Raw genomic sequence first — 23,649 nt, forward strand, 5'->3', positions numbered from 1 at the left:
TTCATGGTACATCAAGCACGCAAGCGCTTTGGTCAGCACTTTCTAACTGACCAAAGTGTGCCTGAGGAAATCGTACGCAAACTCTCTATACATCCAGATGATCATATTGTCGAAATTGGACCTGGATTATCAGCTCTAACAGATGTCTTGCTTAAAGAACTCAATCATTTATATGTGATAGAGATAGATAGGGATTTAGCTCAAAGACTTAGATCAAATTACGATGCAGATAATTTGACTGTAGTTGAGTCCGATGTCTTGGATGTAGATTTTTCTGTTTTTCCTACGCCATTAAGAATAGTAGGAAACCTTCCATATAACATTTCGAGTCCAATACTTTTTCATCTGATGCAGTTTGCATCTGGAGTAATTGACCAGCATTTTATGCTGCAAAAAGAAGTGGTGGATAGAATGGTCGCAATCCCAGGAACATCTGACTATGGCCGCTTATCGGTCATGCTTCAGGAGCGGTACAAAATGTACTCAATTATGGACGTTCCACCTGAAGCATTTTCACCTCCACCTAAGGTTGATTCCGCTGTGGTTAGAATGATTCCTTTGGATATCTCAAGAGATAAACCAAAATCTTATAAAACCTTTTCGGACCTGGTGTTGCAGGCCTTTTCACAAAGAAGAAAAATGTTAAGAGGAGTTCTAAAATCATATAAAATTGATTGGGATTTTCTTAACATAGACCCCACCAAAAGGGCTGAAGACTTATCAGTAGGTGAATTTATAAAATTATCTGACTTTATTTCAGAGAATTAATAGAATACCTTTTCATTTCCTTATCCAATTCCTCATAGTTAGGTAATGTCCTCTGAACCTCTGTCCAAAATTTTCTACTATGATCTAGGTGCTTTAAGTGTGCTAGTTCGTGGACAATGACGTAATCAATAAGTTTTATCGGAAAATGAATTAATCTCCAATTAAGTTGAATCTCTTTTTTGCTTGAACATCTTCCCCATGTGGCTGTTGATTTGCTCAATTTAATTTGCATAAATGAATTTTGAGTTTTTGAAACGTAAAACTGAGTTCGTTTATTTAGAATATCTAAAGCCATTAGATATAGCCATGAAACACAGTAATCTCTCACTTTTAAAGAGTCATTTGTGGACGGTATTTTTAGGACTTTCCCATTTAAAACAGGACTAAATACCCCCTCCGAACATTCAATAGAAACATACTCACCTAAATATAAAAATTTCCCTCCATGCGTCCATTCATTTTTTGGCCTTAAAAGAGGCATTAAATCTTTATATTTTCGAGAGAGCCAATCTTTATTTGATTCAATGAATTGCCTGATTATCTCATTGCTCGCATTAAGTGGAGCACTTACACAAACACCTTCAGGTGTCACCTTAAGAACAAGTCGCTTTCTTTGTTTTCGTTCTAAATTAATGCTTATTATTTGATCGTTTAAAGCAAATAAAATTTGATTTTCGGGAAGAAGGCTAAGTTGCTGAGGCATAGTGTTCAGGATTCAAAATACGCATTTCATTTTCAATCCACTTTTCAATTAATGCAAGATACTCATCCGAGGATAATCCCTCATTTGGAATCAGTGGCCCGATTGAAACAGTTATCGTTCCAGACTTAATATTCTTGGAGTCCTTAGGCCAAATATGACCTGAGTTGATGGCAATGGGTACGGCCCCTTTCCCCGTTACTGTTGCTAAAAGGGATCCACCTCTCTTATATGGTTTATTTGATCCTACAGGTGTTCGTGTACCTTCTGGAAAAATAATTACGTTTGCGTCTTGCTTAAGTCTATTTTTACCCTCAGAAATAATTGCTTTCATCGCTAGCCGAGGGACCTCTCTGTTTATAGGTATATGTCCAGCACTTCGCAACCCCCAACCCATAAAAGGAATTTTTAATAGCTCTTTTTTAAGCACATAACATGAGGGCCTATCAAAAAGGGTGGGAAGAAAAAACGTCTCCCATTCTGATTGATGTTTAGCCATATATATGGATGCGCTAGGAACTATGTTTTCTTTTCCCTTAATTTCGTATTTAATCCCTAAAATATGCTTAGCAAGCCATATGGTTAATTTGGGCCAATACCTAATAAAAGACCACTTAAATTTAAGTGGAAAGGCCATTATGATTAAGCTTATCGAACCGAAAAAGATAGTCGATATTGCTAGAAGGAATTTAAAGATAGCTTTTTTCATGCCTAGTTATCGGCTAGCAAATAGCTTTCAACAAAAGAGAGAAGATTATCAAATACTGGAATTTCATATCCAATTTCATCCTGAAATTCCATAAATTCATTTGAATTGAGAGTTTGGACACCATTGCCAGTTTTTACTAATATGGGCTCAAATCCTGCATTAGAAGCGGCTTTCAAATCCCTTAATGAATCTCCGACAGCAAAATACGGTTGCTCTGTTATGTCGAATTTAAAGCGATCAATTATCTCAGAAAACAATCCTGGCTGAGGCTTTCTGCACATGCATTCATCTTCGGGGGTATGAGGGCAAAAGAAAAATGCGTCCACATAACCGCCAAGGGGCTTTAACTGATTTAGTAATTTTTCATGCATAGCATGTAAATCATGAATATCAAAATATCCACGACCCAATCCTGATTGGTTTGTCGCAACTACAACCTTATAACCATTATGATTTAATTTTGCGATGGCTTGGTCGGAGCCTTCTATAACAGTAAATTCGTCTACAGATCTGATGTAATTGTCGCTCTCAACGTTAATTACACCATCTCTGTCTAGAACGATTAATTTCATGATTAACTAGCCAATAATGAGATATCAGCCACAAGATTCATATGCTCGTGAAGCTCTGTAAGCAAGGCTAGCCTATTATTTCTGGTGGCAATATTCTCGTCCATAACCATCACATCTTCAAAAAATTTATCTACCGGTGTCTTAAGTTTAGATAACATCAAAAACACTTCTTTATACCTTCGTGCTTCAAACGCTTCTCTTAAATTATCCTTAATTTCATGAAAATCTTTGTATAAATCAATTTCTGCAGGTGCTGCAAAAATATTGGTATCTATTTGAGGGATAGCGTAATCGATTTTCTTAAGAATATTCCCTATGCGTTTATTTGCAGCGGATAAGCTTTCGGCTTCTGGAGCTGCAGAAAACTCTTTGACGGCTTCGATTTTTGGAATAACTTCAGTTATAGGTCCGCGATTAGCTAAAACTGAATCGACTAATGGCTTACTGTAACTGTTATATAACTGATTCTTTAATCTATCGTAAATAAAATCTTCAACCTCGTAGGCTGTTGTCTGAGGGATATCATCAAATAAAGATTGGGTAAATAAGAGTATTTCTCTTAATGAAAGAGATGAGGATTTATCTGTGTTAGTTAAAGCCTCAAATGCACTAATAATCCCCAATGCAGCTCTTCTTAAACCATATGGGTCACGCTCACCATTAGGTGCTAATCCAATACCCCATATACCCATCAAAGTCTCTACTCTATCGGCTATATATAGGGATATAGAGATAGATGATTCTTCCGTAAATTCCTTATCGAATCTAATTTTATATTGGTCTGCTATAGCCTCAGATACACTTTCAGGTTCACCTTGAAGTTTTGCATAGTGAGAACCCATAATACCTTGTAATTCAGGAAACTCTCCTACCATATTTGAACTTAAATCTGCTTTCGCAAGCAAAGCTGCACGTATAGCAAGTTCAGGATTAGAACTTAATTGGGAGGCAATGTAATCGGCTATCTTTTGAAGTCTAGCTACTCTTTCAAATTGTGTACCAATCTTATTGTGATAAACAACGTTTTTAAGAGGCTCAAGCATCTGCTCTAAAGAAGTTTTCTTATCTGTCTCAAAGAAAAATTCCGCATCAGCTAGTCTTGGTCGTACCACTCTTTGATTGCCTTCAATAATATTGCTAGGGTCAGCTACTTTCATATTTGAGACAATCAAAAATTTGTTGCTTAAGTTCCCATTAGATTTAAAAAGAGGGAAGTACTTCTGATTCAAACGCATGGTTAGAATCAAACATTCGGATGGAACTTCTAGATATTTTTCTTCAAATTCACCAACGTAGATTTCAGGATATTCCACTAATGAAGTTACTTCTTCGATTAGATTCTCAACCTCCTCACCATACCCTATATTGAGGCCAAGTTCAGAAGACATACTCTCTAATTTGGAGCTAATGTAACTCTTGCGTTCTTTATAGTTTGCAACTACCATGCCTTCTTCGAGAAGTTGCTTTTCGTAAGTATCAGCAGAATTAATCTCAAAACTGTATCTACCCATGAATCGGTGACCATGAGAGACATTGGTTGAATTTATACCAAATGCAGTAGTATCAATCACGGCCGAGCCATGCATAGCTACAAGCCCGTGAACTGGCCTTACAAATCTGACAGATGTCTTTCCGTCAGATAATTGGTATCGCATCATTTTAGGAATAGGTAAGCTATCGATTGCATGATCTAAAATAGCCTGAAGGTCAGCTTTTAGAGAGCGACCAGCATTGATGCCTGATACAAACAGGTAGTCTTGTTTGCCGTCAGATTCAATTTTTAATTCACTAACAGGAATGCCTGATAATCCCTTGGATTCTAGCTTTTTAACTAATGCGGGTGTGGCGTTTCCTTCAGAGTCTAAACCAATCTTAACTGGAATAAGTTTTTCAGTGAATGCTTGCTCGGGACCTACATCAAGAACATCTTTGACAATAACGGCTAATCGCCTTGGAGTTGCATACGGGGTGTATTTACTTTGTGCCTCTAAATCACTGCTGACACCCTCAAGAAGATTAGTTTTAATCAGGCCTCGTACTATCTCTTTAGCAAAAACTTCGCTTAGATTCCTAAGTGCTTTTGGAGGGAGTTCCTCAGTAAAAATTTCTACCAATAATGATTCTTTAGACATTCAACGCTTCCTTTTTAAGCATAGGAAATCCAAGTCTTTCACGAGATTCGTAATAGCACTGAGCAACAAGCTTAGTTAAGTTTCTTATACGTCCAATGTATGCGGCCCTTTCAGTAACACTAATTGCACCGCGTGCATCTAGTAAATTAAATGTGTGAGCCGCTTTTAAAACTTGTTCATATGCTGGCAATGCCAACGGATTCTCTAAATCCACTAGTACTTTCGCCTGTTGCTCGTAGTCTCTAAAATGTTGAAATAAAGTTGGAATATCGGAATATTCAAAATTGTATGTCGATTGCTCAACTTCGTTTTGGTGAAAAATATCTCTGTAATACACAGGTTCACCATCCCTGTTTAAAGTCCACACTAAATCATAGACACTTTGCACATTTTGCAAATACATGGCAATGCGCTCTAACCCATATGTAATTTCACCAGTTGTCGCCTCACAATCTAGGCCACCAACTTGTTGAAAATAGGTGAATTGAGTGACTTCCATGCCATTGAGCCAAACTTCCCAGCCTAATCCCCACGCTCCAAGTGTAGGATTTTCCCAGTCATCTTCAACAAACCTAATATCGTGTTCTAAAGGCTCAATACCTAATGCTTTTAAAGAGCCTATATAAAGCTCAAGAATTTCAGGTGGAGCAGGTTTTAGAACAACCTGATACTGATAGTAATGCTGCAGGCGATTAGGATTTTCTCCATATCTCCCATCCTTAGGTCTACGAGAAGGCTGAACATAGGCTGCATTCCATGGTTCTGGCCCTATAGCCCTTAAGAGAGTAGCAGTATGAGAGGTCCCAGCCCCAACCTCAAGATCAATCGGTTGGAGTAGGGTGCATCCGTGTTCGCTCCAATATGCTTGAAGCGTAAGAATTATTTGCTGAAAAGTTAGCATAAATAAGTATCTAAATTAAACGTTACGTTTCTTTTCGTGCATAGATGCTTTTTTAATAGCTTCACGCACACCTTTAGCATAGTCTGGATGGCAACGCTCACAATTAGCAATATGCCTTTCTTTAATAAAGTCAGGGGCATCTCCAAGATTACCTGCAGTATTATCGAATAGGGCTTGCTTTTGTTCATCGTTCATCAATTCAAACAAGGCACGTGGTTGACTGAAATAGTCATCATCATCTTCACGGAAGTTCCAATGAGCCGCATCACCATTGATTTTCAAAGGTGGTTCTTCATACTCAATTTGTTCCTGCCATTGATTAAAGCTATTTGGCTCATAGTGTGGCAATGATCCGAAATTATCATCCACACGTAAAGCCCCGTCCCTATGATTGCTCATTATTGGGCAAATAGGTTTATTAACTGGAATTTGATGATAGTTCACGCCAAGTCTATATCTTTGAGCATCAGAGTAGTTAAATAGACGAGATTGAAGCATGCGGTCAGGAGATACGCTAATACCAGGAACTAAGTTACTAGGTGCAAATGCAGCTTGCTCAACATCTAAGAAATAGTTATCTGGATTGCGATTTAGTTCGAATTCACCAACCTCAATTAATGGATAATCGCCTTTTGGCCAAACTTTAGTAAGGTCAAATGGGTGATAAGGAACTTCCTCTGCCTCTTTTTCTGGCATGATCTGAACATACATAGTCCATTTAGGGAAATCGCCTTTATCGATAGCATTCCATAAATCACGTTGATGACTTTCGCGATCTTTTCCGATAAGTTTTTCTGCTTCATCGTCAGTAAGGTTTTCGATGCCTTGTTGAGTTCTCATATGGAACTTAACCCAGAATCTTTCTTTTTTATCGTTAATAAAACTATATGTATGAGATCCAAATCCATGCATATGGCGATATGATTTAGGGATACCTCTGTCAGACATAAGAATAGTCACTTGATGGAATGCCTCTGGCAATAATGTCCAGAAATCCCAGTTATAAGCAGGACTACGAAGATTAGTGTGAGGATCGCGTTTTACAGCTTTATTTAAGTCTGGGAATTTACGAGGATCTCTGAAAAAGAAAACTGGTGTATTGTTTCCTACTAAATCCCAATTTCCCTCTTCTGTATAGAATTTCATAGCAAAACCGCGAATATCACGCTCTGCATCAGCTGCACCGCGTTCACCTGCTACTGTAGAGAAGCGAACAAAAATATCAGTTTTTTTACCTACTTCACTAAAGAGCTTAGCACAGGTATATTTGGTAATATCGTTAGTTACAGTAAAGACACCATGTGCACCAGAACCTTTTGCATGCATACGTCTTTCAGGGATAACTTCACGTACGAAATTTCCTAATTTCTCGTGTAACCATACGTCTTCAGATAACAAAGGTCCACGTGCCCCAGCAGTTTTACTGTCTTGATTGTTTGCGACTGGTTTACCAAACTGTGTAGTAAGTTTAGTTACTGGACACTCTTTAAGATATGGGTGTTTTTCAGAAGGGAATTTTTCGGGAAATTCTTGTTTATTAGCATTTTTTTTATTAGCCATACTGTCTCCTATGTAAGTAAGAATTTAGTAAATTTTATCACTTTCAGTTTTTTGTTAATTGTTAGTTACCGTATTGCTAAAATTGCATATGAAGCAGGTTGGACAATCGCGATTAAATTCGAGGAAAGTCCGGACTCCATAGGGTAGGATAGCGGCTAACAGCCGTCCACTGCAAAGTGAGGAATAGGGCCACAGAGACGAGGCTATGTTGTGGGCAGCAATGCTGCACTGATACGGCTACTTCCGTATGGCGCCTACGGGCAGCAATATAGAGTGAAACGCGGTAACCTCTATCCGGAGCAACTTCAAGAAGCATGCGATAAGGGCGACCCGTCCGAGTATGCGGGTAGAAGGCTTGAGCTGATTAGCAATAATCAGTCTAGATGAATGATTGTCGACACACGTTTACAGAATCCGGCTTATAGACCTGCTTCATTTTTACTACAGATAATTCTCTCAAACATCAATACCCCTTCCAAACAACTTTATAAATAACTTTTAGAATTAGTTATAAGTACTTGATTTTTATGCTTGTACGAAATCTTCCTTAAAGTATTTTCCATAAGCCTTTATTTTTTAATGAAATTTTATGTTTTTCTTGTTGAAAAGATAAAGAAAATATATTAAAGTGGGAATAAGTAGGAAATAGTGTCAAAAAGTGGGACAAAAGTGATTTTTCAAGGTAACAGTGCTTTATCGTTAGATAACAAGGGGAGGATGACAGTTCCAGCCCGTTATCGTGACGTATTGAGTACGGATTTCCGAGGCGAACTCACCATTACTCGAAACCTTGATGGTGGTTTACTGATTTACCCCAGGTCAGAATGGGAATCCAAAAGAAAGATCATTATGAACCTCCCATCTTCGCATCGAAATTTACAACGCCTTTTACTAGGTAATGCTCAGGACGTTGCGATTGATGGATCAGGACGAGTTTTAATTGCGCCGGAACTGCGTGACGTTGCGGATATCGTGAAAGAAGTCGTACTGGTAGGCATGGGTAGCCACTTCGAGTTGTGGGATGCGGAGAAATTTGCAAAACAACAAGAAGCTGACATAGAAGCTATTGACTTAAGCACCCTTGATAACTTTATTCTGTGATGGAGTTTGGGCACGTAACAGTTCTTTTATATGAAACGATTAATGCTTTATTGCATCCTGAATTTCATAATAAGAACTCCCTCTTTAGAGGGTCGTTAGAAGGCAAATTTAAAACAAGCGGTGTTTTTGTGGATGGAACTTTTGGTCGTGGCGGCCATAGTCGATATCTTCTAAGTTTGTTGGATAGAGATTCAAAGCTTTTTGTATTTGATAAGGACCCACAGGCTATTGAAGCGGCTAAAAAATTAAAAGAAGAGGATGAGCGTGTTGAAGTTGTACACGGAGCCTTTTCAAGTATGCAGAAATCTTTGAGTGATTTTGGAATTCAAAAGGTTGACGGCATAACAATGGATTTAGGGATTTCATCTCCCCAAATCGATGATGGTACTCGTGGATTTTCTTTTATGCGAGACGGCCCATTAGATATGCGTATGGATAATTCTAAGGGTCAGACAGCTGCGGAGTGGATCAACAGTGTAGATGTAGAACTTTTAGCAAAGGTGATTAAAGAATATGGCGAAGAACGGTTTGCTCTCAAGATTGCAAAGGCGATTGCAAGTCGCCGCGAATCCAACCCAATACGGACAACGCACGAATTGGCCGAGCTCGTCTCAGCCAACGTCAGGACTCGTGAGAAGGGGCAGCATCCGGCCACAAGGACCTTTCAAGCTATACGGATTTACATCAATGAGGAACTTGAGGAGCTGTCACGCAGCCTCGCGACAGCTATAGATTTATTAAAAGTGGGTGGACGCTTATCGGTGATTAGCTTTCATTCACTTGAGGATAGGATAGTAAAACAGTTTATTTCTAAAGAATCTAATCCTGCCTCGGAATTTGCAAGATTGCCTATTAGGGAGATTGATATGCCTAAGGGGAGTCTAAAAAGTTTAGGAAAACTTACTGCTACTGAAGCAGAAATTGCAAGTAACCCAAGATCGAGGTCTGCAATTCTTAGGGTGGCTGAGAGAACGGACAACTAGAAATGAGAGTCATTATTTTTGTTCTGATGCTAGTGAGTTTTTTTATTTACAGTGCTATGCAACTTGTAATTGTTCGGTATGAGCAAAGGCTTGTTTATAACGATATCGTGCGCGTACAAAATGCACAGCAAAAATTGAATGAAGTTTGGAGCTATTTACAGTTAGAGAGAGCTAATTTGTCTTCAACCATGAATGTTGATAAGCAGATTAAAGAGAAACTAAAGCTCAAAACTCCGGAACTGGATGAAATTATTTATATAAATTTGCCAGGAAATGAAACTCAAGAAAATCCTGAACAATAGGGGCTGAAATGAAGTATTTTTCTAGAAACAACAGACGGAGTAATAGAACGTACAGTAATGTTGTACGCTCATACGACGTTTGTCGCGGTAAGAAAAACCTATTTAACAGAACTAATTTGATTTTCATTGTTATGGTAATTGCCTTTGCCATTGTGGGTGGGCGAGCTCTATATCAACAAACATGGAATAACGATTTCTTACGTCAAGAAGGTGATAACCGCTATGAAGCTCGTTTTCCATTAAAGGCAAAACGTGGTCGTATTATCGATAGAAATGGTGAATTCTTAGCTACAAGCGTTCCAGCAAGTAGTGTATGGGTGGTTCCTGAAGAGGTGCTAAAAGCTCCCTCACAAAAAATTAAGGCTTTAGCAAAAATTCTGGGATATGATGAAAAGAGTCTTATTGCCAAATTAAAAAATAATTCAAAACGAAATTTTCTTTTCCTTAAAAGACAAGTAGATTTGGCGGTCTCCGATGAAGTTCGCACACTCAAAATTAAAGGCGTTAATATTGACTCTGTGAGTAAACGCTATTACCCGCAAGGCTCATTGATGGCCCATGTTGTTGGGTTTACAAATATCGAAGATAATGGGATTGAGGGATTAGAGCGTCAATTCAATAAAGTACTTGAAGGACAGGATGGATCACGTGTAGTGATTAGAAATCGTTTGGGTGAAGTTATTGAAGACGTAAATTCAACAGATAGTTTGCCAGCAAAACACGGTCAAAATATTAATTTAACAATTGATACGCGTGTCCAATATATAGCTGCTACAGCTCTTCAGAAAGCCATAAAAAAACATAATGCAGAATCAGGTGCTGCCATTGTTGCTGATGTTGATACAGGCGAAATATTGGCTATGATTAGCATCCCAACTTACGACCCTAACGATAAGAAATCTCGTAAGGGTTCGGCATTACGCAATCGAGTAGTAACGGATATTTTCGAGCCAGGTTCAATTATTAAACCATTCGTAGTTGGTTTAGCTTTAGATGCAAAAGTTGCTACTAAAAAAACAATATTCAACACAGGAAATGGTTCATGGAAATATCATGGAGCTACCATTACAGACGTTTCTAAGAGAAATGGGAATCTTGATCTAACAGGCCTTTTGCGTAGATCTAGTAATATCGGGATGGCAATGTTATCCGACAAGCTCCAATCAGAACAAATGTGGACAGTGTTTACTGCTTTAGGGTTTGGGCAAACGCCATCATTAGCATTTCCAGGGGTATCTTCTGGACGTGTAAGACCATGGAAAACCTGGAAACCAATCGAAAAAGCAACTATGTCTTATGGCTACGGTCTGTCAGTATCATTGGTGCAAGTTGCACAAGCGTATACAGCGTTTGCGAGAGATGGAGATATGGTTCCATTGTCATTAATTAAAAATTCTAATATGAAACACTCCGTCCAAGTTTATTCTCCACAAGTTGCACGTGATGTAAGAAATATGCTTGAGGAGGCTGCAGGCCCACAAGGTACGAAAATACAAGCTCAAGTAAATGGATATAGAATTGGAGGTAAATCTGGTACTGCAAGGCAAATAGTAAAAGGCAGGTATTCATCTGATTTGCACAGGGGCTCATTTGTAAGCATTGCCCCGATATCAAATCCAAAGATAGTAGTTGCTGTAACTATAGATAAACCTAAAAAAGATGGATATTACGGAACGGTAACTGCTGGTCCAGTCAATGCAGAAATTACTGAAAATACTCTGCGTTATTTAGGTATACCTCCAGATGCAATATTAAATACTCTGGAAGCCAAGCAAACTAAATCTCCAAACCAAGGATAATAGATGAATGAAATTTTAAATTGGCTGAAGGAGCACGTAGAACCTGATGCAGATCTACGACTTGATAGCAGAGACATCCAAAAAGGGGATGTCTTTGTCGCTTGTAAAGGGTATAAAGGCGACGGGTATGCCTTTGTTAATGATGCGATAAACAATGGAGCTTCAGCAATTTTGCTTGAGGGTAATGAAGGGAGCGAAACGTTAGCATTGCCACATTTAGTTGTTCCGAATCTTCGTCAGAAATTGGGACTAATTGCAGATGCGTGGTACGGTAGCCCTTCTTCGAAAATCGCAGTAATTGCAATTACGGGCACAAATGGTAAAACATCATGTGCTCATTGGATTGCTCAAGCCTTAAATGCTAGTAATATCCCATGTGCAACTATCGGAACATTAGGTACTATTTTGCCATCTGGAGAAAATTTGGGTGGTCAGTTGACTACTCCTGATGTATTAAGTGTACATAGAATTCTTGCTCAACTTGTAAAGCGAGATATTGAAGTAGTCTCCATAGAGGCATCATCTATAGGTATTGAACAGGGCCGATTAGACAATGTTCAAATTAAAATTGCTTGCTTTACTAACTTAACTTTAGATCATTTGGACTATCATAAGTCCATGAAAGAGTATGAGGAAGCTAAGACACAGCTTTTTAGAAATGAATTATTAGAGCATGCGATTATAAATTTAGATGATGAAGCAGGACGGAGAATCTTCGATTCTAGCCTTGCGAAATCTAATATCGGATTTAGTGTAAAACTTAATCCAAAAGCTCAGATACAGGCTTCAGATCAAGAATTTCATGATTATGGCTTATCATTTCATATCAAAATGCCTGAGGGGTCTTCTCAGGTTATAACTCGCTTAGTCGGAGCTCACAATATATCGAATTTATTATTGCTAGCTGGGGTGCTGAATTGTTTAGATTTTAGTGTCGAAAAAATTGTAGAAATTATTGCGACAATTAAGCCTGTTTCTGGTCGTCTTGAAGTGGTGAAAATTCATCAAGCTAGCAAAGCAGATCGTTCAAATTTACCTTTGGTTGTTGTTGATTATTCTCATACACCAGATGCACTATTAAATGCATTGACAGCTCTAAGACCTACGACTGATGCACGTAAAGGTAATCTTATATGTGTGTTTGGATGTGGTGGTGATAGAGATAAAACAAAACGCCCAATTATGGCCGAAGTTGCCTCAAAGAATTCTGAAATTGTTTATATAACTAGCGATAATCCTAGAACTGAGGGTCCATGCTCCATTATTAATGAGATTTTACTTGGTATGGATAGGTATGCTTTCTCGCATACTGATAGGGCATACAGCATACTTCATGCAATTCTTAACGCAAAAAACGAAGATGTAATTTTGATTGCTGGAAAAGGTCACGAGAATTATCAAGAAATACAAGGCGTCAAGCATAAGTTTAATGATGCACATTGGGCGAGTATAGCTTTACTTTTAAAAGCAGGATTTAAAATCAATACCGATTCAAGAACCTTACAGCAAAATGAAATCTTTCTAGCTTTGAAGGGCGATGTATTCGATGGGCATGATTTTGTTAATTCTCTAAATTGCATGGGAGCTATTGTCGATCACAAAGTTACGGATGCCTCAGTGAAACAATATATTGTCGATGACACTACCGAGGCTCTTGGAATTATTTCTAAAGCTTGGAGATCGCAATTTAATATTCCAATTATTGCTGTTTGTGGTAGTAATGGGAAAACCACATGTAAGGAGATGATAGCTTCAATTCTTAAAGAGCAATTTGGAGAACAATCTTTCTTTGCAACTCAGGGAAATTTAAACAATCATATTGGTGTCCCTAAAAGCTTATTGAGTCTGCAGTCCACTCATAAAATCGCTGTCTTAGAATTGGGTATGAATCATCCTGGAGAGATTTCATATCTAGCTAATTTAGTTAAGCCTACTATCGCACTCGTTACCAACGCTCAAAGAGAACACCAAGAATTTATGAAAACTGTTGAAGCTGTTGCTAGAGAAAATGGTAGTGTTTTTGAGGAACTTGATTCTAATGGAGTTGCAATATATCCAAACGATACGGCTTATAAAAATATTTGGACTTCTCAATCAAAACATTGCAAGTCTATAACATTTGGAGATGCAGGAGTAATCAAAGCTAAGGATATTAATATCGATGAGAACGGAACATCTTTTAAAGTCGATTTAGATAGAGGTCATCTCGATATTAATTTATCTATTTTGGGTGAACATAATATTCAGAATGCACTTGCTGCCATAGCCGCCGCAGTAGCAGCTCAAGTAGATTTAAAAGCTATTGAAAATGGTTTAAAAAATTTCCAGCCTGTAAAAGGTAGACTTCAAAAACATATTCTTAAAGATGGTGTAATTGTTGTGGACGATACTTATAACGCCAATCCTGATTCCGTTATAGCGGCTATAAATATCTTAAAAACATTGCCAGCTCCTAGAACTTTGGTTTTGGGTGATATGGGTGAGGTTGGAGAAGATGGACCTCAAATGCATAGCGAAATCGGTCGATACGCTAAGGCTTCTGGCATTGAGCATTTGCTTTCTATTGGGGAATCCTCTGCACATGCACAGAATTCCTTTGGCAATGTTCACGCTCATTTCTCAAATATTGAGGATTTAATTGAAAAATTAAAATCTCTTAACTCTAAGTCAATTATTATCAAGGGTTCCAGATTCATGAAGATGGAGAGGGTTCTCGAGGCTCTAACGAAGGATTAACAAACAATCATGTTGTACGCATTTTTCATCTCCTTTGCAGACAAATATACTTTTCTAAAGATATTTGACTATATTACTTTTAGGGCCGTATTTGCTTGTTTAACAGCAATTTTTCTGGGGCTTATTTTTGGACCTTGGGTTATTAGAAAACTTACTGAATTAAAAGTCGGACAGGCAGTTAGAGCATATGGTCCAAAAGAACATTTAGCAAAAAATGGGACTCCAACTATGGGTGGAGTATTGATACTAATATCCATTGCCATCAGTACTTTATTATGGGCTGATTTGACTAATCGTTTTGTTTGGGTTGTGCTTCTGGTCACTTTAGGTTTCGGAGCAATTGGTTGGGCGGACGATTATAAGAAAATCGTCTATCGTGATCCAGAGGGCATGAAATCAAGAGAAAAATTTATGTGGCAATCTATAGTTGGATTAATTGCTGCAATTTATTTAAGTTTTGCGGTCTCAGTGCCTGCAAACACTGATCTATGGCCATTGTTCAAAGATTGGGTTATGAGCGGTTTTACAATGGGATTGCCAACTAGGGCCGATCTTATAGTCCCATTTTTCAAGAATGTAAGCTATCCTTTGGGTGTTTTTGGGTTTGCTACCTTAACATGGATAGTAATCGTAGGTGCGAGTAATGCTGTAAATTTAACCGATGGCCTTGATGGCTTAGCGATTATGCCAACTGTTATGGTGGGTGGTGCTCTTGGTTTATTTGCATATGTAGTGGGTCGAGTTGACTACTCAAGCTATTTTCTTTTCCCATATATTCCAGGTGCTTCAGAAATGTTGGTACTCTGTTCCGCTTTAGGTGGTGCAGGTTTGGCTTTTTTATGGTTTAACACCTATCCAGCTCAAGTATTTATGGGAGATGTTGGAGCCCTAGCTTTAGGGGGTATGTTAGGAACCATCGCCGTAATTTCAAGACAGGAAATTGTGTTTTTTGTAATGGGTGGAGTATTTGTTGCAGAAACTCTATCTGTAATCATGCAAGTTTCATGGTTTAGATACACTAAGAAAAGATATGGGGAAGGTCGAAGATTTTTAAAAATGGCGCCTCTTCATCATCACTTTGAATTAGGTGGTTGGAAAGAAACTCAAGTTGTAGTTCGCTTTTGGATAATCACAATAGTCCTTGTATTAATAGGCCTTTCTACATTGAAACTTAGGTAAGATTCATGGTTAACGGTAAGCAAAAGTTTTTGGTTTTAGGCATGGGTGAAACTGGTTTTGCCTGTGCCAAATGGTTAAACACACATGGACATGAAGTCTATTGTTTCGATACTAGAGAGCAGCACCCTAATCATGAAAATTTAATTAATCTGGGTTTGCCACAACAAAATATCAAATTCAATTTGAGCCCTGAAAATTTCAAAGATTTTATTCAGTCAGATTTTGACTTTATTGTTGTTAGCCCAGGTTTATCACCCGAATCTCAACTTATGAAATCTATAAGTGATTTCGCAAGTACAAACAATATAAAAATAATTAGTGAAATTGATCTTTTTATGCATGCCATTCTTGAGCATAATAAAGCTAATTCAACCCCTATAAAAATTATTGGAATTACAGGTACAAACGGCAAAACGACCGTTACATCAATGGTTCGTTTGATGTGTGAATACTCAGGTCTAAAAGCAGTAGCTGCGGGAAATATTAGCCCATCAGCACTTACAGTCATATCTGAATTTGAGCAGCAAAATAAATGGCCAGATGCAATTGCCCTTGAATTATCAAGTGCTCAACTTTTTTATACATCTCAGCTAAAACTAGATGCTTCCACAATTTTAAATATCACACAGGACCATATCGATTGGCACGGTAGCATGCAGGCTTATACAGAGAGCAAATTAAAAATTTTTGATTTCTCTGAACAGATAATTGCAAGCGATGAACAAGCAAAAGAATATGGGTTAAATAAAGCGTGGATATATACGGAGGCATTGCCACAAAAAGAAAATGAAATAGGCGTAAATGAAGTAAACGGCATGAAGTGGTTTTGCACGACCCAAAAAAATCTTATGCCTGTAGATGCCATGAAAATTCGTGGTCATCACAATGTGCTAAATGCTATGGCAGCCATTCAGCTTTGTCAGTCGATAGGATTGCCGCTGGAACCGCTACTAGCGGCACTAAGAGACTACGAGGCTCAGCCACATAGATGCACATATGTACGTGATATAAATGGTGTAATTTTTATCGACGACAGCAAAGGAACAAATGTTGGTGCTACTGTAGCTGCAATTGATGGCATGTATCGAAATTTAGTTGTTATTCTTGGGGGCGAGGGTAAAGGCCAGGACTTTACGCCTTTGTATGAGTCTTTGCAAAAACGTGTTCCAGATGGTTTGAGAGGCCTAGTTTTGCTCGGGAAGGACAAGGATTTACTTAAATCTTCGTTTCATGTTAAGGATGGTCTATTTGCGAATTCTGTGCCAGTTAAGGAGGTTCAATCAATTGAGCAGGCCGTGCATGATGCCTTTGCATTGGCACAGGCAGGGGATTTGGTGTTATTGTCACCAGCTTGTGCGAGCACTGATATGTTTAAAAATTATCATGAAAGGGGCGTTAAATTTGCGGATGCCGTTGATGAGTTGGCTCGCACAAAAGGTGAAATGGCATGAACGCCTATGTAGATACTCTTGGGGGTCGTAACCCTAGAACATCGATGCGTGAGATCGATCTCTCATTGATATGCATTTTAGGTGCATTATTAATGATCGGTTTAATTATGGTGTTCTCATCTTCGATAGCCCTTGGAGATGGCCCAAAATACGTAAATGCGGGCCGATATTATTTTTTCACTAGACAGCTTATCTTTATATTGATTGGCCTTTTTGCAATGTCATTTACCTTTTTGATTCCTATGAAATTTTGGGACTCGAAGGCGTTTTGGATTTATTTGCTTTGCGTATTGCTTCTTGTCGCAGTGTTAATTCCGGGTATTGGACGAGAAGTTAATTATGCGTTTCGTTGGATACCAATAGGCCCGTTTAATTTTCAGCCGTCTGAATTCTCTAAGTTGGCAATGATCGTGTTCACATCCGCTTACACTGTTCGTAAACAAAAGAGTATTCATGGGATAAAGGGTTTCTTGCCCATAATCGTATATCTAGGAGTTATCTGCTTTTTATTAATTAGAGAGCCTGATCTCGGTGCGACTATGGTAGTTGTCGCTATTGTAATGTCGATACTGCTTCTTGGTGGTCTAGGTTTTATGCTCTTTTTAGTTTTATTTATATCGGCAGTATTTTTAGTTGCTCTTGCCATTGTGACAGCTCCATGGCGTTTGCAAAGATTCTTTGCTTATCTAGATCCATTTAGTCAAGAGCATGCACAGAACACTGGGTATCAATTAACACACTCACTTATTGCTGTTGGTAGAGGTGGATTCTTTGGTGAGGGTCTTGGTTTAAGCATAGAGAAGCTTCACTATTTACCTGAGGCTCATACTGATTTTATTATGGCAGTTGTGGGCGAAGAGCTTGGATTTATCGGAATCTTCTTGGTAATCATGCTATTTGTTATTTTGCTTCGCAAAGGTCTTAATATCGGAAGGCAAGCGATTGCTATGGATCGCTTATTCAATGGACTAGTGGCTCAAGGTGTAGTGGTTTGGTTTGGTGTTCAAGCAATAGTTAATCTAGGAGTTTGTTTTGGAGTGTTTCCGACAAAAGGTTTGACATTGCCATTTATAAGCTATGGGGGATCTTCTATTCTTATAAGCCTTATAGCTTTCGGGTTGTTATTACGCGTAGATTATGAAAATCGTTGCTTAATGAGGGGACAAAAACCTTTAGGCTTTGGAGCTAGTCATGCGTAAAGCAATTATGATTATGGCAGGAGGCACAGGTGGCCATATCACGCCAGGATTGGCTATTGCAGCTGAGCTTGCTAAGAGAGGTTGGGAAATCCATTGGCTTGGCAATAAAAACAAAATGGAAGGAAAAATGGTTCCTCCAACTGGCTATGAATTCCATCATATGGAATTTACTTCTCTTCGAGGCAAGGGGATAGGCGGTTTGCTTTCTATGCCATTTAAGCTTCTTAGAGCTTGTTTAAAGGCTAAAGAGGCTTTGAAAAAAAGTAAAGTATCTGTAGTCATGGGTATGGGTGGGTATGTATCATTCCCTGGTGCTTTAATGGCTAAATTTATGGGAATTCCTGTTGTTATCCATGAGGCAAATGCAGTTGCTGGCACCGCAAATAAACAAATTGCTAAATTTGCGGCCCGAATCTTATCTGGATTTCCTAATGTATTTAGCGATGGAGAGTATGTTGGTAATCCAGTTAGAGAAACACTTAAACATACCGTGCCTAGTAGTCTTAGATATAGTGATAGATCTGGAAAATTAAATCTATTAATTGTTGGTGGAAGTCAAGGAGCGGGGCCACTAAATGAAATTATCCCCGAGGCCATATCTTTAATTCCAAAAGAGAAAAGACCCAATATTGTGCATCAAGCGGGTGAAAAAAATATTGATTCTCTTATACAAAAATATTCAGCTCTTGGAGTTGAGGCCGAGTGCTTATCGTTTATAAATGATATGGGTACCAAACTTGGCAATGCGGATTTATTGATTTGTAGATCAGGTGCTATGACAGTGGCTGAGGTTTGTGTAGTAGGAGTGGCGGCCGCTTTCGTCCCATTGCCACATGCAATTGATGACCATCAAACAGCAAATGCAAAATTTTTATCCGATCAGCAAGCTGGATATCTTTTAGTTCAAAAAGAATTAACTGCTGAAAATTTAAGTGATTTTATATTATCTAAAAATAGAGAAGAGCTTAAAACTATAGCTATTAGAGCTGAAGAAATTGGCAAAACTAATAATGCAGCTTCTAGATGTGCAGATATTTGTGAAGAATTGGTAAATAGTAATGAAACATAAAATTAAACACCTTCATTTTGTTGGAATCGGCGGCTCTGGAATGAGTGGCATTGCTGAGGTGTTGCTAAATTTAGGCTACAAAATTTCAGGTTCTGATCTAAGTCTAAGTTCAACTACAGATAGGCTTGAGAAGCTCGGTGCCACTATTTATGAGGGACATAGTGCAGATAATCTCAACGGAGCTGATGCAATCGTTGTATCTACTGCTGTTTCACAAGGCAATCCAGAAGTTTTGAAAGCAAGAGCATTGCGAATACCTGTTGTGCCACGTGCCATAATGCTTGCAGAGTTGATGCGACTAAAAAGTGGAATTGCTGTTGCTGGAACTCACGGTAAAACTACGACTACTTCCTTAGTCGCAAGTGTATTGGCTACGGGTGGTTTTGATCCTACCTTTGTTATCGGAGGACGTTTAAATTCCGCAGGTGCAAATGCAAAATTAGGCACGGGAGATTATATAGTTGTGGAGGCTGATGAGTCGGATGCATCATTCTTATATTTACTACCTATCATTGCCATCATTACAAATATCGATGCTGATCATATGGATACTTATGCTCATGATGTCGCAAAGCTAAGAGGTGCGTTTGTAGAATTTTCTCAAAGACTGCCATTTTATGGATCGGCTATCGTTTGCACAGACGATGAAAATGTTCGAAGCATACTGCCTTTTATCTCTTGCTCTATAACTACCTACGGGTTTAACGAAGAAGCTAATTTTCGTGCAATCAATGTGAAGAACAACGGCACTCGTATGGAGTTTGAAGTACTGCGGAAATATCAAGGAAAAACATTGCCACAATTGCATGTTTCTCTCAATATTCCTGGAAAACACAATGTTTTGAATGCTTTGGCTGCCATTGCGGTAGGCACAGAGGTAGGTGTTGCTGATTCAGATATCGAAAAAGCACTTTCTGAATTTAATGGTGTATCAAGAAGGTTTACTCAGATAGGCGATTTTGAGGTGCCTAAAAAAAATGGTGGTGGTAAATTCACTGTCATCGATGATTATGGACATCATCCTGTTGAGATGGAAGCGACCATTGCGGCAGCTCGTGGGGCCTGGCCTGATAGAAGACTAGTGTTTGCGTTTCAGCCGCATCGATACACTAGAACACGAGATTGCTTTGAGGATTTTGTAAAAGTTTTAAGTAAAACAGATGTACTTGTCCTTGCGGAAGTTTATCCAGCAGGAGAGGCACTTATTGTCGGAGCAGATGGTCGTGCCTTAGCAAAGGCTATTAGTGCTTCTGGTCAGGTTGAGCCTGTGTTTGTTGAGGATTTAAATGATATGCCTGAAGCTATTTTAAATATAGTTAAGGACGGAGATATCGTTATATGCTCGGGTGCAGGGTCTATTAGTAAGGTTCCACACAAATTAGGAAATGCTTATGAACAAAAAGCCTAGAGTTGTTGTTTTGTATGGGGGTACCTCAGCAGAAAGAGAAGTCTCTCTAATGTCTGGCAATGGCGTATTCAATGCACTCGTATCGCGTGGCTATGATGTGGAACTATTTGATATTGCCACCCAAGCTATTGAAAATCTAAAAACCTATGATGTGGCGTTTATCGCTTTGCATGGTAGATATGGTGAAGACGGTTGTATACAGGGACTTTTAGAATTACTTAAAGTTCCATACACTGGCCCTGGTGTAATGAGTTCAGCTATTGGTATGAATAAAATCATAAGCAAGAAAATTTTTATAGATGAAGGCTTGCCCACTCCAGACTATAGGGTCGTAAAAAGTTACGAGGATCTTAAAAAAGCTGCCGTAAGCTTAGGATATCCCATTATCGTTAAGCCACCACAAGAAGGTTCAACAATTGGCTTGATGAAGGTAGAATCAGACGAAATGTTGGAATCTGCCTTCAATGAGTCAGGGCAATATGATGGTGAGCTATTGGTTGAAAAATGTATTGAAGGAAGAGAGTTAACTGTTGCAATACTAGGAAAGCAGCCGAATACGAAGGCATTGCCACTAGTTGAGATAATTACTCCAGACGGAAATTATGACTACGACCAAAAATACAATCGAGACGACACAAAGTATATAAGTCCAGCAGAAATAGACCCAAAACTTACAGAAGAGATTCAAGACATTTGTATTAAGGCTTATGATGCTCTTGAATGTGAGGGATGGTCTAGAGTTGATGTTATGTTAGATGGGCAAAATAAGCCATGGATTTTAGAAATAAATACTTCACCAGGTATGACCTCTCATTCATTAGTGCCATTAGCGGCAAAGGCTCAGGGCATGGAATATGCGGATATTTGTGAGGAAATTTTGAAATCAGCTAGTCTAAAAATTAAGTCTGTATGTAAGGGGTAAGATGTTAGGTTTTACGCGACTACTTAATTTTCTTGCTAACTTGATTATGACCATAAGTGTGTTTGCACTTATTGTGGGAGGTGGGTATTATTTGATTAATAGGCCTTATTTCAATATTTCACAAGTAAGTTTGTTGCCAAGTAAGGGCAATGCCCTAAATCACATCTCTCCAGCATCTATTCAAAGTACGATAAATGCTGGTATTGACGGCAATTTTTTAACCGCTGACCTTAATTTCTTAAAAGAAAAAGTTGAGAATCTGCCTTGGGTAAGAAATGTTGAAATTAATCGCGTATGGCCTAATAAGCTAGTTCTCACGATTGAAGAGCACGAAGCTTATGCTAAGTGGAATGAAGACATGCTTATAAATACATGGGGTGAGCTTTTTAGCGGAAATAGGGACGAACTACCCGAAGACATTGCCTACCCACAGTATTATGGACCCGACGGATCCGAGAAACTTGTTGTTCAACGCTCAGGCGAATTAGCAACATTAATTTCGCCTCTAAATATGTCGATTAAAGAGATGTATTTAAGCGATCGCTATGCTTGGCGTGTTGTATTAGATAATGGAATTGAATTAGTATTGGGACGAGATGGTGGAGCTGAGCTAGTCGACCCCTATGGTGGACAACAGCAGGCCATTAACTTTGCTCAAAATCTTAAAAGATTTGTTAGCACTTGGCCCTTGTTATTAGATAGAATTGAGGATAGAAAAATTAGCAAAATAGATTTTAGATATACTAAGGGTTTTGCAATTACGTTTACACCTGAAATTATTCCTGAAGAGACAGATAAAAAATGAGTCGTGAATCTAAAAAAGAGTTATTAGTTGCAATCGATATCGGGACGACTAAGGTAGTTGCTGTTGTGGCTGAAGCCCTGGATGAGCCAGGCAAATTCGATGTTATAGGAACAGGTCAAGCTCCTACGGGTGGTGGTATTAGAAACGGTATCGTAGTAAATATTGATACCACAGTTAAAGCAATACAAAAAGCTCTGGAAGAGGCTGAATTAATGGCTGATTGCAGAATTCGTGAGGCTATTGTAGGTATCAGTGGAGCTCACATTCAAAGCATTAATTCAACTGGCATGGTCGCAATACGCGATAAGGAAGTCTCTGCTTACGATGTAGAAAGAGTTATCGATACTGCTAGATCAATCCAGTATTCAAATGATTTACGAATTCTTCATGTTCTTAGACAGCAATATATTATTGATCGCCAACAAGGTATTGAAGAGCCGATTGGTATGTCTGGAGTACGATTAGACGTTAAGGTTCATATTATTTTGTCCGAAGAAACTGCGTGCCAGAATATTCTTAAATGTGTTCGTCGTTGTGGGCTTGAGCCTAGAGATTTAACATTAAATGCCCTTGCAGGAAGTTCGATATGTTTGACATCTGATGAGAAACGTCAAGGTGTTTTGTATATAGATATGGGTTCTGGTACTACTGATATTGCTTTTTATAAGGATGGTTATATCAAGTACTCAAAAGTGTACGAAGAGGGTGGTCACAGAATTACAAACGACCTTTCTCAAGTTTTATATATTCCAGTTCCTGAAGCAGAGGATTTAAAAATCGAAAAAGGGATTGCTAAAAGGGATTTAGTAGGACCTCAAGATCAAGTAGAGCTATCACCATTTGGAGAGGAAGATCGTCAACCTCGAATTATTGAACATGGCATTATTGGGGATATTATTTATTCGAGATTGGAAGTAATCTTTGTAGAGATTCTTCAAGATTTAGAGCAAGACGGATTGTCTCCTAACTCAGTAGTTATTACAGGAGGTTCCGCAAATCTAACTGGAATTAACTTAGTAGCGGAAGATATTTTCGGTAAACCAGTGCGTACGGGAAGGCCACTTTATCATGGCAGTTTATCTGATATTGTGTGTAGACCTGAGTATACGACGGTTATGGGTTTGTTGCTTCAATCAAGAAATAATCGTGACGTTGTAAATGGTTCAAGAGGACAAAATCTTTTATCAAAAATTAGAGATTTCTTTTGGCGTACAACACCTTAATTTTATATAATAAACCCTAAGGGTTAAGGTAATTTTTTAATTACCGCGGAGTCGGTTCAAAGATAATATCGAGGAGTCACGCACTGGATTTCTCTTTGAGACGATTTCCTAAATATGACTGGGGTTTTAG

General features: G+C 38.6%; 20 protein-coding genes and 1 other RNA gene. 15 read left to right on the forward strand and 6 right to left on the reverse strand.

The window, feature by feature from the left end:
* Positions 1-3: 3 nt before the first annotated feature.
* The gene (gene rsmA / locus T432_RS0102315) at positions 4-768 is read left to right on the forward strand and encodes a 16S rRNA (adenine(1518)-N(6)/adenine(1519)-N(6))-dimethyltransferase RsmA (RefSeq protein WP_028884014.1); all 765 of its coding nucleotides are present in this window, start codon (positions 4-6) and stop codon (positions 766-768) included.
* Here rsmA and T432_RS0102320 read toward each other — a convergent pair.
* Genes T432_RS0102320 through T432_RS0102345 form a run of 6 tightly spaced genes read right to left on the reverse strand, consistent with a single transcriptional unit; the run spans position 752 to position 7,342 of the window.
* On the reverse strand, positions 752-1,471 hold the full coding sequence (locus tag T432_RS0102320; protein WP_028884015.1) for a M48 family metallopeptidase: 720 nt from the start codon (positions 1,469-1,471) through the stop codon (positions 752-754). The two genes, rsmA and T432_RS0102320, sit on opposite strands and share 17 nt — an antisense overlap.
* Positions 1,455-2,177 carry a lysophospholipid acyltransferase family protein gene (locus T432_RS0102325; protein ID WP_028884016.1) on the reverse strand — a complete coding sequence of 241 codons (723 nt, stop codon included), beginning with the start codon at positions 2,175-2,177 and terminating at the stop codon, positions 1,455-1,457. The genes T432_RS0102320 and T432_RS0102325 overlap by 17 nt, the downstream gene beginning before the upstream one ends.
* Positions 2,178-2,179: 2 nt before the next feature.
* Positions 2,180-2,749 carry a D-glycero-beta-D-manno-heptose 1,7-bisphosphate 7-phosphatase gene (gene gmhB, locus T432_RS0102330; protein WP_028884017.1) on the reverse strand — a complete coding sequence of 190 codons (570 nt, stop codon included), beginning with the start codon at positions 2,747-2,749 and terminating at the stop codon, positions 2,180-2,182.
* Positions 2,750-2,751: 2 nt separating this feature from the next.
* A complete protein-coding gene (glyS, locus tag T432_RS0102335) occupies positions 2,752-4,881 on the reverse strand; it encodes a glycine--tRNA ligase subunit beta (RefSeq protein ID WP_028884018.1) in 2,130 nt (709 codons plus the stop codon).
* Entirely contained in the window at positions 4,874-5,782 is a 909-nt protein-coding gene (gene glyQ / locus T432_RS0102340) for a glycine--tRNA ligase subunit alpha (RefSeq protein ID WP_028884019.1), read from the reverse strand. Before glyQ ends, glyS begins: the two co-directional genes overlap by 8 nt.
* Before the next feature lie 15 nt (positions 5,783-5,797).
* The gene (locus tag T432_RS0102345) at positions 5,798-7,342 is read right to left on the reverse strand and encodes a catalase (protein ID WP_015551515.1); all 1,545 of its coding nucleotides are present in this window, start codon (positions 7,340-7,342) and stop codon (positions 5,798-5,800) included.
* Positions 7,343-7,432: 90 nt separating this feature from the next.
* Between T432_RS0102345 and rnpB the strand changes: the two genes are divergently transcribed.
* The 14 genes from rnpB to ftsA all read left to right on the forward strand — a co-directional run bounded on the left by rnpB (position 7,433) and on the right by ftsA (position 23,519).
* Positions 7,433-7,780: RNase P RNA component class A (gene rnpB, locus T432_RS08185), an RNA gene on the forward strand.
* Between the two features lie 234 nt (positions 7,781-8,014).
* On the forward strand, positions 8,015-8,443 hold the full coding sequence (mraZ, locus tag T432_RS0102350; protein WP_044971065.1) for a division/cell wall cluster transcriptional repressor MraZ: 429 nt from the start codon (positions 8,015-8,017) through the stop codon (positions 8,441-8,443).
* Positions 8,443-9,426 (forward strand): 16S rRNA (cytosine(1402)-N(4))-methyltransferase RsmH, encoded by a 984-nt coding sequence (rsmH, locus tag T432_RS0102355; RefSeq protein ID WP_028884020.1) that lies wholly within the window; start codon positions 8,443-8,445, stop codon positions 9,424-9,426. The genes mraZ and rsmH overlap by 1 nt, the downstream gene beginning before the upstream one ends.
* 26 nt (positions 9,427-9,452) lie before the next feature.
* Positions 9,453-9,728 (forward strand): cell division protein FtsL, encoded by a 276-nt coding sequence (gene ftsL, locus T432_RS0102360; RefSeq protein ID WP_282705278.1) that lies wholly within the window; start codon positions 9,453-9,455, stop codon positions 9,726-9,728.
* A gap of 8 nt (positions 9,729-9,736) precedes the next feature.
* A complete protein-coding gene (locus T432_RS0102365) occupies positions 9,737-11,527 on the forward strand; it encodes a peptidoglycan D,D-transpeptidase FtsI family protein (protein ID WP_028884022.1) in 1,791 nt (596 codons plus the stop codon).
* 3 nt (positions 11,528-11,530) lie between these two features.
* A complete protein-coding gene (gene murF / locus T432_RS0102370) occupies positions 11,531-14,263 on the forward strand; it encodes a bifunctional UDP-N-acetylmuramoyl-L-alanyl-D-glutamate--2,6-diaminopimelate ligase MurE/UDP-N-acetylmuramoyl-tripeptide--D-alanyl-D-alanine ligase MurF (RefSeq protein ID WP_028884023.1) in 2,733 nt (910 codons plus the stop codon).
* A gap of 9 nt (positions 14,264-14,272) precedes the next feature.
* Positions 14,273-15,442, forward strand: a complete 1,170-nt coding sequence (gene mraY, locus T432_RS0102375; RefSeq protein ID WP_044971054.1) for a phospho-N-acetylmuramoyl-pentapeptide-transferase — start codon at positions 14,273-14,275, stop codon at positions 15,440-15,442.
* 5 nt (positions 15,443-15,447) lie between these two features.
* Entirely contained in the window at positions 15,448-16,893 is a 1,446-nt protein-coding gene (gene murD / locus T432_RS0102380) for a UDP-N-acetylmuramoyl-L-alanine--D-glutamate ligase (protein ID WP_028884025.1), read from the forward strand.
* Positions 16,890-18,092: a putative lipid II flippase FtsW gene (gene ftsW / locus T432_RS0102385; protein ID WP_028884026.1), complete on the forward strand. Its 1,203-nt coding sequence runs from the start codon at positions 16,890-16,892 to the stop codon at positions 18,090-18,092. Before murD ends, ftsW begins: the two co-directional genes overlap by 4 nt.
* The gene (gene murG, locus T432_RS0102390; RefSeq protein WP_028884027.1) at positions 18,085-19,161 is read left to right on the forward strand and encodes an undecaprenyldiphospho-muramoylpentapeptide beta-N-acetylglucosaminyltransferase; all 1,077 of its coding nucleotides are present in this window, start codon (positions 18,085-18,087) and stop codon (positions 19,159-19,161) included. Before ftsW ends, murG begins: the two co-directional genes overlap by 8 nt.
* Positions 19,151-20,569, forward strand: coding sequence for a UDP-N-acetylmuramate--L-alanine ligase (murC, locus tag T432_RS0102395; RefSeq protein ID WP_028884028.1), 1,419 nt, complete (start codon positions 19,151-19,153; stop codon positions 20,567-20,569). The genes murG and murC overlap by 11 nt, the downstream gene beginning before the upstream one ends.
* Positions 20,553-21,491, forward strand: a complete 939-nt coding sequence (locus tag T432_RS0102400) for a D-alanine--D-alanine ligase (protein ID WP_028884029.1) — start codon at positions 20,553-20,555, stop codon at positions 21,489-21,491. Before murC ends, T432_RS0102400 begins: the two co-directional genes overlap by 17 nt.
* Before the next feature lies 1 nt (position 21,492).
* Positions 21,493-22,296, forward strand: a complete 804-nt coding sequence (locus T432_RS0102405) for a cell division protein FtsQ/DivIB (RefSeq protein WP_028884030.1) — start codon at positions 21,493-21,495, stop codon at positions 22,294-22,296.
* The gene (gene ftsA, locus T432_RS0102410) at positions 22,293-23,519 is read left to right on the forward strand and encodes a cell division protein FtsA (protein ID WP_014111915.1); all 1,227 of its coding nucleotides are present in this window, start codon (positions 22,293-22,295) and stop codon (positions 23,517-23,519) included. Before T432_RS0102405 ends, ftsA begins: the two co-directional genes overlap by 4 nt.
* The last annotated feature ends 130 nt before the right edge of the window (positions 23,520-23,649 follow it).

This window comes from Taylorella asinigenitalis ATCC 700933 (assembly GCF_000687755.1).
GTDB lineage: Bacteria > Pseudomonadota > Gammaproteobacteria > Burkholderiales > Burkholderiaceae_B > Taylorella > Taylorella asinigenitalis.

Coding starts and splice junctions, on each gene's coding strand:
- rsmA (WP_028884014.1), top strand. CDS start 4: ATGGTACATCAAGCACGCAAGCGCTTTGGTCAGCACTTTCTAACTGAC.
- T432_RS0102320 (WP_028884015.1), bottom strand. CDS start 1,471: ATGCCTCAGCAACTTAGCCTTCTTCCCGAAAATCAAATTTTATTTGCT.
- T432_RS0102325 (WP_028884016.1), bottom strand. CDS start 2,177: ATGAAAAAAGCTATCTTTAAATTCCTTCTAGCAATATCGACTATCTTT.
- gmhB (WP_028884017.1), bottom strand. CDS start 2,749: ATGAAATTAATCGTTCTAGACAGAGATGGTGTAATTAACGTTGAGAGC.
- glyS (WP_028884018.1), bottom strand. CDS start 4,881: ATGTCTAAAGAATCATTATTGGTAGAAATTTTTACTGAGGAACTCCCT.
- glyQ (WP_028884019.1), bottom strand. CDS start 5,782: ATGCTAACTTTTCAGCAAATAATTCTTACGCTTCAAGCATATTGGAGC.
- T432_RS0102345 (WP_015551515.1), bottom strand. CDS start 7,342: ATGGCTAATAAAAAAAATGCTAATAAACAAGAATTTCCCGAAAAATTC.
- rsmH (WP_028884020.1), top strand. CDS start 8,443: ATGGAGTTTGGGCACGTAACAGTTCTTTTATATGAAACGATTAATGCT.
- ftsL (WP_282705278.1), top strand. CDS start 9,453: ATGCTAGTGAGTTTTTTTATTTACAGTGCTATGCAACTTGTAATTGTT.
- T432_RS0102365 (WP_028884022.1), top strand. CDS start 9,737: ATGAAGTATTTTTCTAGAAACAACAGACGGAGTAATAGAACGTACAGT.
- murF (WP_028884023.1), top strand. CDS start 11,531: ATGAATGAAATTTTAAATTGGCTGAAGGAGCACGTAGAACCTGATGCA.
- mraY (WP_044971054.1), top strand. CDS start 14,273: ATGTTGTACGCATTTTTCATCTCCTTTGCAGACAAATATACTTTTCTA.
- murD (WP_028884025.1), top strand. CDS start 15,448: ATGGTTAACGGTAAGCAAAAGTTTTTGGTTTTAGGCATGGGTGAAACT.
- ftsW (WP_028884026.1), top strand. CDS start 16,890: ATGAACGCCTATGTAGATACTCTTGGGGGTCGTAACCCTAGAACATCG.
- murG (WP_028884027.1), top strand. CDS start 18,085: ATGCGTAAAGCAATTATGATTATGGCAGGAGGCACAGGTGGCCATATC.
- murC (WP_028884028.1), top strand. CDS start 19,151: ATGAAACATAAAATTAAACACCTTCATTTTGTTGGAATCGGCGGCTCT.
- T432_RS0102400 (WP_028884029.1), top strand. CDS start 20,553: ATGAACAAAAAGCCTAGAGTTGTTGTTTTGTATGGGGGTACCTCAGCA.
- T432_RS0102405 (WP_028884030.1), top strand. CDS start 21,493: ATGTTAGGTTTTACGCGACTACTTAATTTTCTTGCTAACTTGATTATG.
- ftsA (WP_014111915.1), top strand. CDS start 22,293: ATGAGTCGTGAATCTAAAAAAGAGTTATTAGTTGCAATCGATATCGGG.